The following is a 14,986-nucleotide window of genomic DNA, read 5'->3' on the forward strand; positions in this document are numbered from 1 at the left end:
AGTCCCGGCCAGGGTCGCCACCAGGGCCCCGTCCTTGGGACGCTCGGCCGGGACCAGGACCTGGACGTCCTTGTCGGCATAGCCGGCCGCCTTCAGGCGCGCGCCCATCTTCTCGGCGGCGGCGGTGCAGCTGCCCACCGACAGGGTGGTGTTGGTCTCCACCAGCTCCTTGTAGAGCGCCCGGAAAGCGGCCTGGTCGGGGCGCGTCTGGGCCTGGGCGGCGGAAGAGAGGGCTGCGACGCCGATGGCGGCGAGGAGGGTGGTGCGGATCATGTGGGGGCCCCAGGCAACTGTTGGGCGGGACCCTAGGCAGGGGCGTCACGGGGAGCAAGGATGTGAAGGCGCCCAACCCTCCCAGGCCGCGGGATGCGCGCTGGAGAAGCTTGTCATGACCGTGGATGATTTCTTCGCGGGGCATTCCGAAGCCCGCGCCGTGCACGAGGCCGTCCAGGCCGCCGTCGCGGCCATCGGGCCGGCGCAGGTGCGGGTCGGCAAAAGCCAGGTGGGGTTCTCACGCGAGCACCCCTTCGCCGCCACCTGGCGCCCGGAACAGTACCTGGGAAGCGCATCCGCGCCCCTCGTCCTGTCGGTCTATCTGCGACGGCGAGACGCCTCACCCCGCTGGAAGCAGGTGGTGGAGCCCAGGCCCGGCCGCTTCACCCACCACCTGGAACTTTCGTCCGCCAAGGCGGTCGATGACTTCGTGCGGGCCCGCCTGGCGGAGGCCTGGAAGGAGGCCGGCTAGGTCAGTTCAATGACGCCTTCTTCACCGGCGCGGGCGGCAGGGGCGCGATGTTGACGCCCTCCTCAGCCAGCTCGCGGACCTCGGCCAGGGAGGCCTCGCCATAGATGCCGCGTTGCTCGGACTGGCCGGCGTGGATGGCGCGGGCCTCGTCGGCGAAGTCCTCGCCGACATAGTCGAAGTTGTCCTCGACGTGCTGACGGACCTGGGCCATCGCCTGCATCATCACTTCGCGGGCGGCGGGGGTCATGTCGGGGGTGTTGCGCTTGGTGCCGGCCACCATGGGGGCCATGATCTGCTTGGTCACCGCCGTGGAGCCGCAGACCGGGCAGCCGATCTGGCCGGCGGCGGCCTGGGCCTCGTAGTCGTCGGACGAGCCGAACCAGCCCTCGAACTCATGGGCGTGGTCGCAGGCCAGCGCATAGCGGATCATGCGAGGGCCGCGGGCGGGGCAAAGGGCCGGGCGTTGGCCAGGGCCGGGATCGCGGCGCGGGCCTTGCCGACGGCGGAAAGATCCAGGTCCACCACCAGGACGCCGGGCTCGTCGTGGGCGAGCTGGCCGACGATCTCGCCCCAGGGGGCGATGGCGATCGTGTGGCCCCAGGTGCCGCGGCGGTCCTCGTGGAAACCGCCCTGGGCCGGCGCCAGGACGAAGCAGCCGGTCTCGATGGCCCGAGCGCGCAGCAGGATCTCCCAATGGGCCTCGCCGGTGGGCCGCGTGAAGGCGGCCGGGACCAGCATCACCTGGGCGCCGGCGAGCGCGAGCGCCCGATAGACCGCCGGGAAGCGCATGTCGTAGCAGATGGTCAGGCCGAGCGGCGTCTCGCCGGCCAGGGCGGTCACGGCGCGGTCGCCGGGCTCGTAGGTCTCGCTCTCGCGCGCCGTCTCGCCGGTGGGCAGGTCGACGTCGAACATGTGTAGCTTGTCGTAGGTGGCGGTGATCTGACCCTGCGGCGAGATCAGCGCCGCGCGGTTGGCGGCCTTGCCGTCCTCCCGCTTGACCAGGGCCGAGCCGATCAGCAGCCAGACGGAGAGCTCCTTGGCCAGGGCCTGCATCCCCCGCACCACCGGATCGTCGGTCAGCAGGGTCAGCTGCGGCAGCAGGGCGGCCTTGTCCTTCTGCAGGATGTTGCTCCCCTCGGGCGTGGCGATGAAGGTCGCGCCCTGAGCGGCGGCCTCCCGCACCAGCGGCGTCAGGTGTTCGAGCGCCGCGGCGTGGCTGGCGGGGGTCCGGGTCTGGATCAGTCCGACGCGCAAGGTCATGGTCGTCTCTAGAAGCCGGTCAGCCCTGGCTTGGCAAGGCTCAAGCCGCCAGCAGGGGGTCCAGCTTGCCCGCCTGCTCCAGGGCCATCATGTCGTCGCAGCCGCCGATGTGATCCTCGCCGATGAAGATCTGCGGGAAGGTGGCGCGGCCACCCGCGCGCTGCATCATCTCCTTGCGCTTCTCCGGATCGAAGGCGGCCTCGACCTCGGTGAAGTCGACGCCCTTCTTCTCCAGCAGGGAGACCGCGCGGACGCAGTAGGGGCAGTAGGGCTTGGTGTAGATGGTGACTTGGGCCATGTCTCAACTAACGCCGAAAGGGGTTGATGGGTCCTATATGGTGGTGTTCGCGGCTTCTTTCACCCGGGCCACCACCGCCACATCGACGCAGCTCGCGCCGGCCTTCAGCAGGGCCCGCGCGCAGCCCTCGACGGTGGCCCCGGTGGTCATGACGTCATCAATCAGCAGGATTCGCTTGCCCGCCACCTGTTTCGCCCGCGAGGCGGGCACCGCGAACGCCGCCGCCACATTCCTGCGCCGTCCCGAGCCGGACTTGCCGCCTTGGGTGTCGGTGGCCCGCACCCGGACCAGGGCGTCGGGCAGGTAGGCGACGCGGGCCAGCCGGCTCAGCGGCCGGGCGATCTCGGCGGCCTGGTTGTAGCGGCGGCCCAGCAGGCGGGTCGGATGCAGGGGAACCGGGGCGATGGCGTCGGCGTCCTCCAGCAGGGCCCGCGCCGAGCGGCTGATCCAACGGGCGAACAGCGGGGCGAGGTCGGTCCGGTCGGCGTGTTTCAGTTGCAGGATCGGCCCGCGCGAGGCGTCGTCATAGAGGCAGGCGGCGCGGGCCCGGTCGAAGGCGCGACGCCGGGCCATGCAGGCGGCGCAGCGCACGCCCTCCCCCAGGGGATATTCGAAGGGCGTCCCGCACCCGTCACAGACCGGATCGTCGAGGAAGTGAATCTGGCTCCAGCCCGCCGCCGAGAGGCCGGTGGCCAGCGGCCGGGGCCCGTCATCCAGGGACTGGGGCGAGAAAACCAGGTCCAGCGCGGCCCGCGCCGCCGATTTCAGGCGCGGGCCTGGTTTCCACCAGGCCTCCGACAGGCCATCTTGCAGGCTCATGACCACCCCGCCCCTGCTCTTCGACCGCGCCACCCTGCGCGCCCGCCTCACCCGCGCCGCCCCCGGCTACGGGAACGCCGACTTCCTCAAGCGCCGCGCGGCGGAGGACGCCGTGGTTCGCCTGGAGGCGATCCTGCGCGAGTTTCCGTGCGCCGTCGACCTGGGGGCCCGCAACGGCGCCTTCCGCCAGGCCCTGGCCGCCAGCGATGCGGCCGCCCGCGTCGGGCTGCTGGTGGAGGCCGATCTCTCCGCGGCCATGCTGGCGGGCCGCGACGGCCCCCGCATCGTCGCCGACGAGGAGCGCCTGCCCTTCGCCTTCGGCTCCCTGGACCTGGTGGTCTCGACGCTCGCCCTGCACTGGACCAATGACGTGGTGGGCGCCCTGATCCAGATCCGCCGGGCCCTGAAGCCCGACGGCCTGTTCATCGGCTCGATGTTCGGGGGCGCGACCCTCACCGAGCTGCGCGCCTCCCTGCTCTCGGCCGAGATCGAGCTGACCGGCGGGGCGGGGTCGCGCATCTCGCCCTTCGCCGACGCCTATGACGCCGCGGGCCTGCTTCAGCGCTCGGGGTTCGCCCTGCCCGTCGCCGACGTGGACCGGGTGACCGTGCGCTACAGTCACCCCATCAAGCTGCTGGCCGACCTGAGGGCCATGGGGGAGACCAGCGTCCTGGCCGACCGCCACCCCCGCGCGTTGACCAAGACCATCCTGGCCCGCGCCCTGCAGCTCTATGTCGAGCGGTTCGCCGAACCGGACGGCCGCGTCCCGGCCACCTTCGAGATCCTCACCCTCACCGGCTGGACCCCCGACCCCAGCCAGCAGCAGCCGCTCAAGCCCGGCAGCGCCAGGATGCGCCTGGCCGACGCCCTGGGCGCCGTCGAACAGCCCCTGCCGCGGGAGGAAGACTAGCGCTGAGGTTTCCTCCTCCCCTTGGGGGTCGGGTCGATACCCCTGTCCGGCAAACCCACGCCGTCATCCCGGCCGGAGCGAAGCGGAGAGCCGGGACCCAGGGGCCGCATCCAGTCACCTGGGTCCCGGCTCGGCCTGTCGGCCGTCCGGGATGACGAGAATTATTTGGGAATGCAACGCGACCCCTCATTCGTCGGGCCTTCGCCCGACACCTTCTCCCGCAAGGGGAGAAGGGCAGACATTGCTCACCGCAACTAGCGCCTGACCCTAGGCCGCGATCGCTTCGTCAGCCTCCGCCCAGGCGAAGTCCGGGTAGAAGCGGGCCATCATCCGGGCGGTGTAGGCCACCAGGCGCGGGAAGCGCTCCGTCCGGCGGCGCAGGGGGGAGTCGAAGAAGGGCGTCAGCATCCCGGCCAGGACGGCGAAGACGATCGCGTCCACGCTGGTGGGCTCCTCCCCCATCATGAAGGGCTTGTCGCCAAGCAGGGCGTCCAGCGCCATCAGGGAGCGGGCGGCGAGCGCCAGGATCTCATGCTCGGAATGGCGCCCGACCCCGACCGCGCGGATATTGGCCGAGACCGCCTCCAGCAATTGGGCCCGCAGGACAGGCCGGGCGGTCTCCGGGGCGCCGTCGAACCAGTGGGCGGGGCCCTTCTCGAAGTTCTCCGGCAGCAGGAAGCGGAAGTGGCCGGAGGTCCAGGCCAGGTGGTTCTCGCACATCCGCTCGATGGCCCAGGCCTGGGCGCGCTGCACGGTGTCGAGACCCGCGTCGAGGTCGACCCCGTAGCGGGCCTCGACGTGGCCGCGGATGAAGGTGGAGTCGGCGATCTTCTGGCCGGCGTCCTCGATGTAGGGAAGCTGGCCCTTCGGCGAGTCCTCCCGCCAGCCCTGGACCTTGACGTAGGGAACGCCCGCCATCTGCAGCTGGATCTCGCTCTTGGTCACATAGGGGCTGACCTCCGGCAGGCCGAAGCCTTCGCCGCAGGCGTAAAGCGTAATCAGATTGGTCATGGCGGTTCTCCGGTTGCGTCGATCCCCGTTCTATTGCCATCCTGCTGACAACGTGGTGGCGGCAGCGGTGGAGCTTGGAGCCGGATGAGACGCGCGGATCGCCTGTTCCAGATCATCCAGATCCTGCGCCGGGCGCGCAGGCCGGTGACCGCCGATGCGCTCGCCGAGGAGCTGGAGACCTCCAAGCGCACCGTCTATCGCGACGTCGCCGACCTGATGGCCCAGCGGGTGCCGGTGCGGGGCGAGGCGGGCGTCGGCTATGTCCTGGACCAGGGCTACGACCTACCGCCCCTGATGCTGACCCCCGACGAGATCGAGGCCGCGGTGCTGGGCGCCCAGTGGGTGGCCAACCGCGGCGACCCGGCCCTGGCGCGGGCCGCCCAGGACCTGATCGCCAAGATCAGCGCCGCCATCCCCGAGCGCCTGCGCCCCTATATCGACGCCCCAGCCCTGGGCGCGCCGAAGTCCTGGAAGCTGCAGCCCGACGCCATCGACATGGCCCAGGTCCGCGCCCAGATCCATGCCGGCCGCAAGATCGCCATCCACTATCGCGACGAGCAGGGACGCGACAGCCAGCGCACCATCTGGCCGGTGACCATCGGCTATCACGACACCGTCCGTATGCTGATGGCCTGGTGCGAGCTGCGCCAGGACTTCCGCTCCTTCCGCGCCGACCGGGCGACGGGCGCTGAGGGCCTGGAGGACCGCTATCCAGAACGCCCCGCCGTCCTGCGGGCCAAGTGGCGCCGCGTGATGGAAGAGCGGCGGGCCGAGATCATGACGTGGAAGGCGCGGGAGGCGGCCGAGGCGGAGGCGGAAGGGAAGGACTGACTCCTCCTCGCCCCCTTGGGGGAAAGGGTTTTCGGTTCTCATCCAGCGCCACCACCAGGTCGGCACGCCCCGGCATCTCGGCCAGGATGTGGCGCGTCAGCCGTTCGTAGTGGGCGATGAAGTCGGCGACCTGATCGTCGGTCATGGCGCGCTTGAGGTCGCCGCCCTCGCGGGCCAGGCGGGCGCGAAGCTTGGCCTCCTGTTCCCGACGCCAGGCCAGGACCACCTCGAAGCTGGGGGCCTTGAGCAGGACCAGCAGGTCGATACGAGAAAACAGGTCCTGATAGGGGCCTGCCAGGGCGGCGTTGACGAAGCTCCGCCAGCGGCCGTCGGGGTCGCGCTCGCGCTCCAGGGCGTTGACCGGTTCGGCCAGGGCGGCGGGATCCTGTGCGACCGCCCCGACGCACCAGCCCTCGAACAGGATCACGTCCACCGGACCGGCGACGGGCGCGCCGGCGGGCTGGCGGTCGTCGGTGCTCTTGTCGAAGGCCGGCAGCAGGGTCTCGCCGGGCCGGGCCAGGCTGTCGAGGACGGCGAGGCCCAGGGCCACGTCATGGGTTCCGGGGACGCCGCGCGTGGCCAGCAGGGGATGGACCTCGCGGGCCAGGGCCTGGCGGGCGGCGTGGGTCAGGTAGAGATCGTCCAGGGAAAGGGCGGCGACCCGTGCGCCCCGAACCTCCAGCATGTGCTTAAGCACGGCGGTCAGGGTGGACTTGCCGCTGGCCTGGGTCCCGCAGACCCCCACCACGAAACCCGGCGCCTTGGCCTGGCCCAGGATGGTCTCAACGAGCGGCGCGCAGATCGCCTGGGCGGTGGCGGCGAAGTCCGGGGGCAGGCCCTCGGCGGCGATGAAGTCGGAAAGCCAGGCGTCCATGGGGCGAGCTTAGATCAGGCTGGGCGGACATGTCCCAATCCGCTCCTCCCGGCGAAGGCCGGGATCCAGGTCATAGGTCCCAGCCTGGGCCAGAGATTCGGAATGCGGTGGGTGGATCTGGGCCCCGGCCTGCGCCGGGGTGAGCGGAGGTGGTTAGATCGCCGCCTCGATGGCGCTGGCGGCCTTGTTCATCAGGTCGAACAGCACGGTCTGGAAGGCGCCGATGGCGGCCACCACGGCCATGCCCAGCACCCCGGCCAGGATGGCGTACTCGATCATGGTCGCCCCGCGCTCGTCGCGCAGGAAGCGGCTCAGATGAGATCGCGCAGCCAGGCCACCAGCGGCGCATCGGCCGGCGGCATCGGGTAGTCGCTGAGTTTCGAGGGCTTCACCCATGCCAGCGCCGAATGCTCCCTGGCCGTGACCACGCCGTCCCAGCGACGGCACAGGTAGAGTGGCATCATGAGGTGAAAGGACTCATAACCATGGCTGGCGAAGACGAAGGGGGCCAGGCAGGCGTTGGTGACGCGGATGCCCAGCTCCTCCTCCAGCTCGCGGATCAGGCATTCTTCGGGGGTCTCGCCGGGCTCCACCTTGCCGCCAGGAAACTCCCACAGCCCGGCCAGCTGCTTGCCCTCCGGCCGCTGGCCGATCAGCACCCGGCCGTCGGAATCGATGAGGGCGGCGGCGGCGACAAGCACCATGGGTTTGGGATCAGCCATGGCCCTGCATCGCGGGGATGGCGCGCGATTGCAACAGGCCTGACGCGCGGAGAGGCTGGCGTCGGGGCGCCAGGCCGGTAGTCTGTCGGCCAAGGCCCTTCGAGAGGCCCGGGAGACGCCGGTGATCGACCTCCATTACGCCGCCACGCCCAACGGCTGGAAGATCAGCATCATGCTGGAGGAGTGCGGCCTGCCGTACGCCGTCCATCCCGTGAACCTGGGGCGCGGCGAGCAGTTCGCGGCCGATTTCCTGACGCTCAGCCCCAACAACCGCATCCCGGCCATCGTCGACCAGGACCCGGCCGACGGCGGGGCGCCGATCCCGATCTTCGAGACCGGGGCGATCCTGATCTATCTGGCGGAGAAGACCGGGCGCTTCCTGCCCGCCGACCTGCGGGGGCGCTCCACCGTGCTCCAGTGGCTGATGTGGCAGATGGGCGGGCTAGGCCCCATGCTGGGCCAGAACGGCCATTTCAAGCTCTACGCCCCGGAGAAGATTCCCTACGCCATCGAGCGTTATGAGCGGGAGGCGGCCAGGCTGTACCAGGTGCTGGACGGTCAGCTCGGGCGGACCGGCGCCTATGTGGCCGGCGATGCGTACAGCATCGCCGACGTGGCCTGTTTCCCCTGGCTGATCACCCACAAGGCGCAAGGGGTCACCCTGGACGACTATCCCCACATCAAGCGCTGGTTCGCCACGGTGCGGGCCCGACCCGGCGTGGTGGCCGGCACGGCCGTCGGGCGCATGGCGCGGCCGGGCGAGATGGACGCCGAGACTAGGAAGAACCTCTTTGGAGTCACCGCGACATGATCGAGTGCTTCTTCGACTGCTCCAGCCCCTGGACCTATCTGGCCTTCCACAACCTGCAGCCCCTGGCCGCCGAGCTTGGGGTCGAGGTGAGCTGGCGGCCGATCCTGGTGGGGGGCATCTTCAACACGGTCAATCCTTCGGTCTACGAGCAGCGGGTGACCCCGGTGCCGGCCAAGGCCCGCTACATGAAGAAGGATCTGGAGGACTGGGCCCGCCACTCCGGGATCAGGATCACCTTCCCGCCCAAGGTCTTCCCGGTGAACAGCGTCAAGGCCATGCGCGGCTGCCTCTGGCTGGCGCCGCAGGGCAAGCTGGTTCCCTTCGCCACCCGGGTCTTCGAGGCCTATTGGGGCGACAATCTCGACATCTCCCAGGACGAGGTGCTGGCGGGGATCTGCCGCGATGTGGGGATTGAACCCGCCGCCTTCCTGGCCGGGATCGCCGAGCCGGCGGTGAAGGATCAGCTGCGGCTCAACACCGAGGAGGTGATGGCCCGCGGCGGCTTCGGATCGCCGACGATCTTCGTGGCCGGCGACGACATGTATTTCGGCAATGACCGCCTGCCCCTGGTGCGGGCCGCGGTCCTGGCGGCCAGGGCTGCGACCTGATGCCCAACCGTGACCTGACGCCGGCCACCGCGGCCGAGGCGGGCCTGTCCAGCGCCGGCCTGGCGGCTATCGACGCCTATCTGCAGGGGCTGGTGGACCAGGGGATCAACGCCGGCTTCGTCACCCTGACCGCCCGGCACGGCAGGCGCGCCCAGGTCAGCGCCATCGGGAAGAAGGACATCGCCTCAGGCGAGCCCATGGCGGCCGACACGATGTTCCGCATCTTTTCCATGACCAAGCCGGTGACGGCCGTGGCCATGATGATCCTGCACGACCGCGGCCTCTGGTCCCCCGACGACCCCATCGCCAAGCATCTGCCGGAGTTCGAGGGCGTGAAGGTGTTCGGCGGGGTGGACACCGCGGGCGAGGTCACGTGCGAGGCCCCGCACCATCCGCCGACCCTGCGGGAGCTGCTGACCCACACGGCGGGCCTGATCTATGGGCGCGAGCCCCTGGGCGGGCTGGAGGACCTCTACAAGGCTGCCGATGTCTGGCGCTCCGCCAGCCTGGCGGAGATGGCCGAGAAGCTGGCCGGCCTGCCGCTGGCCTTCCAGCCGGGGAGCAAGTGGTTCTACGGTCTCTCCATGGACCTGCAGGGGGCGATCATCGAGAAGCTCTCGGGCCAGAGCCTGCCCGACTTCATGCAGGCCGAGATCTTCGGGCCCCTGGGGATGGTCGACACCGCCTTCCACACCCCGCCGGAGAAGAAGCACCGTCTGGCGACCCTCTACCGCGCCAGCGCCAGCCGGGGGCTGGTCCCCCTGGCGGGCAACCCCCTGCTGCCCGACCATGAGAGCCCGCCGGCCCTGGCGTCGGGGGGCGGGGGCTTGGTCTCCACGGCGGGCGACTACGCCCGTTTCGCCCAGATGCTGCTGAACGGCGGCGAGTTCGCCGGCCGGCGGATCGTCAGCGCGGCCGGGGTGAGGCAGATGATGACCAACCAGATCTCCGAGGCGATCATGGCCGGCGGCTTCGGCATCGGCCTGCAGCAGATCCGGCCGGGTTTCGGCTTCGGCTACAACGGGGTGGTGTTCACCGACCCCGTTGCGGCCGGCGTGCCGGCGGGGCTGGGAACCTATCACTGGGACGGCGCGGCCGGGACCTGGTTCTGGGTCGATCCCACCCATGACCTGATCTTCGTCGGCATGGTCCAACTGCTGTCCGAGACCGCCCCGGCCCTCCAGGCCACAACCCAGACCCTGATGGCCGACGCCATCCTGCAGGAGGTCCATTCGTGAGCGAAGCCATCCTTGAGCCCGACCTGCCGATCGTCGATCCGCACCACCACCTGTGGGACCGGCCCGCGGCCCTGATCGCCGCCCTGCCCCCGCCCAAGCACGGTTTCGAACACATCATCCGCAAGGTCCCGCGCTACCTGCTGGACGAGCTGCTGGCCGACATGAAGCGCGGCCACAACGTCAAGGCCACGGTCTACATGGAGTGCGGCTCCATGTACCGCGGCCGAGGCCCCGCGGCCCTCAAGCCCGTGGGGGAGACCGAGTTCGTCAACGGGATCGCGGCCATGTCGGCCAGCGGCCTCTATGGCGACGTCCTGGCCTGCGCCGGCATCGTCGGCCACGCCGACTGCAATCTCGGCGCGGCCGTGCGCGAGACCCTGGGGGCCCACATCGCCGCCGGCGGCGGGCGCTTCCGCGGCATCCGCCAGAGCGCCTCGGCCGACCCGGACAAGGACGTGCTGGGTCCCCTGCACCGCATCGAGGGCGGGCTCTACATGTCGCCGAAGTTCCGCGAGGGCTTCGCCCAGCTGGCGCCGCTCGGCCTCTCCTTCGACGCCTGGATGCTGGAGCCGCAGCTCCCCGATCTCATCGATCTCGCCAAGGCCTTCCCCGAGACCCAGATCATCCTGGACCACGTCGGCACCCCGCTGGGGATCGCCAGCTACGCCGGCAAGCGGGAGGAACGCTTCCCGATCTGGAAGGAAAACATCCTGGCGCTCGCGGCCCTGCCCAATGTGGCGGTGAAGCTGGGGGGCCTGGCCATGGTGTTTCCCGGCTTTGACTCCTTCATGGCCTTCCCGCCGGCCTCCTCGGAGACCCTGGCGGCGGAGTGGAAGCCCTATATCGAGACCTGCATCGAGGCCTTCGGACCCCAGCGCTGCATGTTCGAGAGCAACTTCCCCGTCGACATCGGCAGCTGCGACTACGACGTACTGTGGAACGCCTTCAAGGTCCTGGCCAAGGGCGCCTCGGCGGACGAGAAGACGGCGTTGTTCTCCGGAACCGCCACCCAGATCTACCGCCTCGACCTGTGAGAGAGTTGCTGTTCCAGGGGGCGACGCGGACCTGGGTCCATCCCGAGACCGTGTCCCTGGGCCGGCTGCCCGCGCGGGCGACCTTCACGCCCTATGGCGACGCCGACAGCGCCCGGGCGCGGGGGCCCTCGCCCTTCGAACGCTCGCTGAACGGGGACTGGAAATTCAAGCTGGTCGATCGACCGGAGGCGACGCTGGACAACTTCGCGCGCCCCGACTTCGACGACGCCGGTTGGGCCCTCCTGCCCGTGCCGTCCAACTGGACGATGCACGGCTATGACCGGCCTCACTACACCAACGTCCAGATGCCCTTCCCGCTCGCGGCGCCCAATGTGCCCGACGAGAACCCCACGGGCCTCTACCGCACGCCCTTCGAGGTCCCGGCCGACTGGGACGGGCGCCGCATCGTGCTGCGGATCGGGGCGGCCGAGAGCGTGCTCTATGTCTGGGTGAACGGCCAGGCCGTCGGCATGGGCAAGGACAGCCGCCTGCCCCAGGACTTCGACGTCACCGCCTTCGTGCGGCCCGGCGGGGAGAACCTGCTGGCCTGCGTGGTGGTGAAGTCGTCGGACGCCTCCTTCATCGAGGACCAGGACCAGTGGTGGATGGGGGGCATCCACCGCGACGTGACCCTCTATTCCACCGCCCCCACCCACCTGGCCGATGTCTTCGCCCTGGCGGGGCTGGAGGACGACGACGCGACGGGGACCCTGCGGATCACCGCCAAGCTCGGCTTCCCAGGCGAGCCCGACGACGGCTGGGTGGTGCAGGCCCAGCTCTATGACGGCGATGTCGCCATGCTGGAGGCGCCCCTGCGCCAGAAGGTCTGGTCGGCGGTGAAGGGGCACAATCCCTATCGGCCGCCCCTGGGCCAGGCGGTGCTGGTGACTACCGTGCCGGCGCCACGCCCGTGGTCCAGCGAGGCGCCCAACCTCTACACCCTGGTGATCAGCCTGCACCGGGGCGACGGGCCGGCGGTGGAGGCGACCTCGATCCGCGTCGGCTTCCGGCGGGTGGAGATCGGCGACCGCGAGCTGCTGATCAACGGCAGGCCCGTGATGATCGCCGGCATGAACCGCCACGAGCACCACCCCACCCGGGGCAAGGCCATCACGCGGGAGGACATGCTGGCCGACGTCCTGCTGATGAAGCAATTCAACGTCAACGCGGTGCGCACCAGCCACTATCCCAACCACGAGGCCTGGTACGACCTCTGTGACGAATACGGCCTCTACCTGGTGGACGAGGCCGATATCGAGAGCCACGACTTCCTGCACGGCCTCTGCCGCGATCCCCGCTACGCCAGCCAGTTCCTGGAGCGGGGGCTGCGGATGGTGGAGCGGGACAAGAACCATCCCAGCGTCATCCTCTGGTCGCTGGGCAATGAGAGCGGCTACGGCCCCAACCACGACGCCATGGCCGGCTGGATCCGCCAGTACGATCCCTCACGCCCCCTGCACTACGAGGGCGCCATCTGGGGCTGGGACCCCAGCGCGGCCCTGCAGCACATCACCGCCGTCGGCGGGGTGAAGGCCGGCGGCGCGCCGGGCGCCGCGGCCAGCGACATCGTCTGCCCGATGTATCCGCCCATCGAGAACATCGTCGCCTGGGCCAAGGCCGACGACCCGGCCGACCGACGGCCGATGATCCTGTGCGAATATTCCCACGCCATGGGCAATTCCAACGGCTCGCTCAGCGACTATTGGGCGGCCTTCGAAAGCCACCACGGTCTGCAGGGCGGCTTCATCTGGGAATGGGTGGACCACGGCATCGCGCAACAGACCGCCGACGGGCGCCCGTTCATGGCCTATGGCGGCGACTTCGGGGACACGCCCAATGACCTCAACTTCTGCTGCGACGGCATCGTCGGCGCCGACCGGGTTCCGCACCCGGCGCTGTGGGAGTTCAAGACCCTGGCCCAGCCCGTCGGCGTGGCCTGCGACGGCGCGCGGCTGGCGGTCACCAACAGGCGGGACTTCACGACGCTCTCCGACCTGACCGGCGCCTGGACCCTGGAGGTCGACGGCCGGGCGGTGGCGCAGGGCGCCCTGCCCCGGCTGACCACCCCGCCCGGAATGACGGAGATCGTCGCCCTGGACCTGCCGAGACCCGAGATTCTACCCGGCCAGGAAGCCTTCCTGCGGGTGGCCTTCACCCTGGCCGAGGCCACCGCCTGGGCCCCCGCGGGGCACGAGGTAGCCTGGGTCCAGGCGCCGGCGGTCCTGCCGGTCGCCGAGGCGCCGCCCGCCGAACGCCTCACCGGAACCCTGGCTGTGGCCGAGACAGACGAGACAGTGCGGGTCACGGGCGCCGGCTTCGAACTCACTTTTTCCAAGAGCTCCGGAACCCTGGAGCGCTATGTCTGGCGTAACCATCCCCTGCTCCTGGCCGGGCCGCGCCTGCAGGTCTGGCGGGGCGCCACCGACAATGACGGGATCAAGGGCTGGTCCAACCAGGACGCCAAACCGCTCGGCCGCTGGCTGGCGGCGGGGCTGGCCGCCCTGGCCCCCGGCGCCCCGCAGGTCTCGGTGGCGGAGGCGGCCCGCGGGGTCGTCGTCACGGTGAGCCAGGCCTGGGCCTGCGCCGCCAGCCCCCAGGCCGTGGTCCATCTCCACGTCTACAAGATCACCCCGGACGGCCGGATCTCGGTGACCAACCGCTTCGAGGTCGACGAGGCCCTGCCGGACCTGCCGCGCCTGGGGGTGACCCTGGCCCTGCCCGACGGCTTCGAGCGCCTGGCCTGGTTCGGGCGGGGTCCCGGCGAGACCTATGTCGACCGCAAGGCCGCCGGCTGGATCGGGCGGTTCGAGGGGAGGGTGGCCGGCCAGTACGTGCCCTATGTCCTGCCCCAGGAGCACGGCAACAAGACCGACCTGCGCTGGCTGGCGGTGGAGGGGCCGCAGGCGGGACTGGTCTTCGTGGGGGCCTGCGAGGGCTCGGCCAGCCACTTCACGCCCCAGGACCTGTTTTCCGCCACCCACACGACCGACCTGGCCCCGAGGCCGGAAACCCTGGTGAACCTGGACGTCCGCCAGCGCGGCCTGGGCACGGCGAGCTGCGGGCCCGACACCCTGGACCGCTACAAGGTCGGCGCCGGCGTCCACGTCCTGAGCTTCGAGATGCGGCCCTACGCGGCCGGCGATGATCCGGGCGTGGTGGCGCGAAGCTAGGGTCGGCGCCGCAGCTGCGAAGAGCCAGCTTGGCCGTATTCGTTTGACTTCCAGGGCTTTGCGGCCCATATGAGCCCCGCGCTGCAGCAATTCGCGGCGCTATGGCGCTCCAGCCGCGTGATGGGATTTACGAAGGTCCCAGCCTGTCGAGCGCCGAAAGAGATCGCATAGATCGCCCCGCCACGCGGGGGCTTTCCACAAATGACCCGCGTCTTCGCGACCCTCGCCACTGGCGAGCGGCCGCATTCGGCGCATATGTGAAAGACACACCTGTTTTGACCAAGTTCACCGACTTCGGCCTCGCCCAACCCCTGCTGAAGGCCCTGGCCGACGAAGGCTACACCACCCCCACCCCGATCCAGGCCCAGGCCATTCCGGGCGTCATGACCGGCAAGGACCTGCTGGGCATCGCCCAGACGGGCACCGGCAAGACCGCCGCCTTCGCCCTGCCGATCCTGCATCGCCTGGCCGCCGACCGTCCGCCCGCGCCGCGCCGCGGCTGCCGCGTCCTGGGGCTCTCCCCCACCCGCGAACTCGCCACCCAGATCGGCGAGAGCTTCAAGACCTATGGCAAGCACCTGGGCGTCTCCGTCGCCGTCGTGTTCGGCGGTGTGAAGTACGGCGGCCAGATGCGCGCCCTGGCCGGCGGCGTCGA

The 14,986-nt window shown here is 70.3% G+C and carries 17 protein-coding genes and 1 pseudogene; 9 read left to right on the forward strand and 9 right to left on the reverse strand.

Translation table 11 applies throughout. From position 1 onward, the window contains the following. Positions 1-273 (reverse strand): annotated as a pseudogene (locus tag Q7T09_RS10515) (peptidase M20); the annotation flags it as partial. 115 nt (positions 274-388) lie between these two features. On the opposite strand from Q7T09_RS10515, the gene Q7T09_RS10520 reads away from it, so the two are divergent. After that, positions 389-745 (forward strand): DUF5655 domain-containing protein, encoded by a 357-nt coding sequence (locus Q7T09_RS10520; RefSeq protein WP_304699558.1) that lies wholly within the window; start codon positions 389-391, stop codon positions 743-745. 1 nt (position 746) lies between these two features. On the opposite strand, the gene Q7T09_RS10525 is transcribed toward Q7T09_RS10520, so the two are convergent. The 4 genes from Q7T09_RS10525 to Q7T09_RS10540 are packed head-to-tail and all read right to left on the reverse strand — an operon-like array spanning position 747 to position 3,122. Continuing rightward, positions 747-1,175 (reverse strand): DUF1178 family protein, encoded by a 429-nt coding sequence (locus tag Q7T09_RS10525; protein WP_304699559.1) that lies wholly within the window; start codon positions 1,173-1,175, stop codon positions 747-749. Then, complete coding sequence (locus Q7T09_RS10530) at positions 1,172-2,005, reverse strand: carbon-nitrogen hydrolase family protein (RefSeq protein ID WP_304699560.1); 834 nt, start codon at positions 2,003-2,005, stop codon at positions 1,172-1,174. The genes Q7T09_RS10525 and Q7T09_RS10530 overlap by 4 nt, the downstream gene beginning before the upstream one ends. Positions 2,006-2,045: 40 nt before the next feature. Further along, complete coding sequence (gene grxC, locus Q7T09_RS10535) at positions 2,046-2,303, reverse strand: glutaredoxin 3 (protein ID WP_304699561.1); 258 nt, start codon at positions 2,301-2,303, stop codon at positions 2,046-2,048. Between the two features lie 33 nt (positions 2,304-2,336). Further along, positions 2,337-3,122 (reverse strand): ComF family protein, encoded by a 786-nt coding sequence (locus Q7T09_RS10540; protein WP_304699562.1) that lies wholly within the window; start codon positions 3,120-3,122, stop codon positions 2,337-2,339. Here Q7T09_RS10540 and Q7T09_RS10545 point away from each other — a divergent pair. Beyond that, a complete protein-coding gene (locus Q7T09_RS10545) occupies positions 3,121-4,032 on the forward strand; it encodes a methyltransferase domain-containing protein (RefSeq protein WP_304699563.1) in 912 nt (303 codons plus the stop codon). The two genes, Q7T09_RS10540 and Q7T09_RS10545, sit on opposite strands and share 2 nt — an antisense overlap. Positions 4,033-4,299: 267 nt before the next feature. Here the strand turns inward: Q7T09_RS10545 and Q7T09_RS10555 are convergent, their stop codons facing one another. Beyond that, positions 4,300-5,043, reverse strand: a complete 744-nt coding sequence (locus Q7T09_RS10555; RefSeq protein ID WP_304699564.1) for a glutathione S-transferase family protein — start codon at positions 5,041-5,043, stop codon at positions 4,300-4,302. A gap of 84 nt (positions 5,044-5,127) precedes the next feature. On the opposite strand from Q7T09_RS10555, the gene Q7T09_RS10560 reads away from it, so the two are divergent. Then, the gene (locus Q7T09_RS10560) at positions 5,128-5,874 is read left to right on the forward strand and encodes a YafY family protein (protein ID WP_304699565.1); all 747 of its coding nucleotides are present in this window, start codon (positions 5,128-5,130) and stop codon (positions 5,872-5,874) included. On the opposite strand, the gene Q7T09_RS10565 is transcribed toward Q7T09_RS10560, so the two are convergent. The 3 genes from Q7T09_RS10565 to mutT form a co-directional block, all read right to left on the reverse strand. Then, positions 5,819-6,748, reverse strand: a complete 930-nt coding sequence (locus Q7T09_RS10565) for a kinase (protein WP_304699566.1) — start codon at positions 6,746-6,748, stop codon at positions 5,819-5,821. The two genes, Q7T09_RS10560 and Q7T09_RS10565, sit on opposite strands and share 56 nt — an antisense overlap. Positions 6,749-6,901: 153 nt before the next feature. Beyond that, on the reverse strand, positions 6,902-7,144 hold the full coding sequence (locus Q7T09_RS10570; protein ID WP_304699567.1) for a Flp family type IVb pilin: 243 nt from the start codon (positions 7,142-7,144) through the stop codon (positions 6,902-6,904). Then, the gene (gene mutT, locus Q7T09_RS10575; RefSeq protein ID WP_304699568.1) at positions 7,060-7,470 is read right to left on the reverse strand and encodes an 8-oxo-dGTP diphosphatase MutT; all 411 of its coding nucleotides are present in this window, start codon (positions 7,468-7,470) and stop codon (positions 7,060-7,062) included. Before mutT ends, Q7T09_RS10570 begins: the two co-directional genes overlap by 85 nt. 121 nt (positions 7,471-7,591) lie before the next feature. Here mutT and Q7T09_RS10580 point away from each other — a divergent pair, with 121 nt between their 5' ends. The 6 genes from Q7T09_RS10580 to Q7T09_RS10605 all read left to right on the forward strand — a co-directional run. After that, positions 7,592-8,281 carry a glutathione binding-like protein gene (locus Q7T09_RS10580; RefSeq protein ID WP_304699569.1) on the forward strand — a complete coding sequence of 230 codons (690 nt, stop codon included), beginning with the start codon at positions 7,592-7,594 and terminating at the stop codon, positions 8,279-8,281. After that, on the forward strand, positions 8,278-8,889 hold the full coding sequence (locus Q7T09_RS10585) for a 2-hydroxychromene-2-carboxylate isomerase (RefSeq protein ID WP_304699570.1): 612 nt from the start codon (positions 8,278-8,280) through the stop codon (positions 8,887-8,889). Before Q7T09_RS10580 ends, Q7T09_RS10585 begins: the two co-directional genes overlap by 4 nt. Next, positions 8,889-10,127, forward strand: a complete 1,239-nt coding sequence (locus Q7T09_RS10590) for a serine hydrolase (RefSeq protein WP_304699571.1) — start codon at positions 8,889-8,891, stop codon at positions 10,125-10,127. Before Q7T09_RS10585 ends, Q7T09_RS10590 begins: the two co-directional genes overlap by 1 nt. After that, positions 10,124-11,161, forward strand: coding sequence for an amidohydrolase (locus tag Q7T09_RS10595; protein ID WP_304699572.1), 1,038 nt, complete (start codon positions 10,124-10,126; stop codon positions 11,159-11,161). Before Q7T09_RS10590 ends, Q7T09_RS10595 begins: the two co-directional genes overlap by 4 nt. Beyond that, a complete protein-coding gene (locus tag Q7T09_RS10600; protein WP_304699573.1) occupies positions 11,158-14,331 on the forward strand; it encodes a glycoside hydrolase family 2 TIM barrel-domain containing protein in 3,174 nt (1,057 codons plus the stop codon). Before Q7T09_RS10595 ends, Q7T09_RS10600 begins: the two co-directional genes overlap by 4 nt. A 275-nt stretch (positions 14,332-14,606) precedes the next feature. Beyond that, positions 14,607-14,986: DEAD/DEAH box helicase (locus Q7T09_RS10605; RefSeq protein ID WP_304699574.1), on the forward strand; the 380-nt coding region annotated here is incomplete at its 3' end.

The organism is Phenylobacterium sp., from assembly GCF_030645195.1.
Classification (GTDB): domain Bacteria; phylum Pseudomonadota; class Alphaproteobacteria; order Caulobacterales; family Caulobacteraceae; genus Phenylobacterium.

Coding starts and splice junctions, on each gene's coding strand:
- Q7T09_RS10520 (WP_304699558.1), top strand. CDS start 389: ATGACCGTGGATGATTTCTTCGCGGGGCATTCCGAAGCCCGCGCCGTG.
- Q7T09_RS10525 (WP_304699559.1), bottom strand. CDS start 1,175: ATGATCCGCTATGCGCTGGCCTGCGACCACGCCCATGAGTTCGAGGGC.
- Q7T09_RS10530 (WP_304699560.1), bottom strand. CDS start 2,005: ATGACCTTGCGCGTCGGACTGATCCAGACCCGGACCCCCGCCAGCCAC.
- grxC (WP_304699561.1), bottom strand. CDS start 2,303: ATGGCCCAAGTCACCATCTACACCAAGCCCTACTGCCCCTACTGCGTC.
- Q7T09_RS10545 (WP_304699563.1), top strand. CDS start 3,121: ATGACCACCCCGCCCCTGCTCTTCGACCGCGCCACCCTGCGCGCCCGC.
- Q7T09_RS10540 (WP_304699562.1), bottom strand. CDS start 3,122: ATGAGCCTGCAAGATGGCCTGTCGGAGGCCTGGTGGAAACCAGGCCCG.
- Q7T09_RS10555 (WP_304699564.1), bottom strand. CDS start 5,043: ATGACCAATCTGATTACGCTTTACGCCTGCGGCGAAGGCTTCGGCCTG.
- Q7T09_RS10560 (WP_304699565.1), top strand. CDS start 5,128: ATGAGACGCGCGGATCGCCTGTTCCAGATCATCCAGATCCTGCGCCGG.
- Q7T09_RS10565 (WP_304699566.1), bottom strand. CDS start 6,748: ATGGACGCCTGGCTTTCCGACTTCATCGCCGCCGAGGGCCTGCCCCCG.
- Q7T09_RS10570 (WP_304699567.1), bottom strand. CDS start 7,144: ATGGGTGAAGCCCTCGAAACTCAGCGACTACCCGATGCCGCCGGCCGA.
- mutT (WP_304699568.1), bottom strand. CDS start 7,470: ATGGCTGATCCCAAACCCATGGTGCTTGTCGCCGCCGCCGCCCTCATC.
- Q7T09_RS10585 (WP_304699570.1), top strand. CDS start 8,278: ATGATCGAGTGCTTCTTCGACTGCTCCAGCCCCTGGACCTATCTGGCC.
- Q7T09_RS10590 (WP_304699571.1), top strand. CDS start 8,889: ATGCCCAACCGTGACCTGACGCCGGCCACCGCGGCCGAGGCGGGCCTG.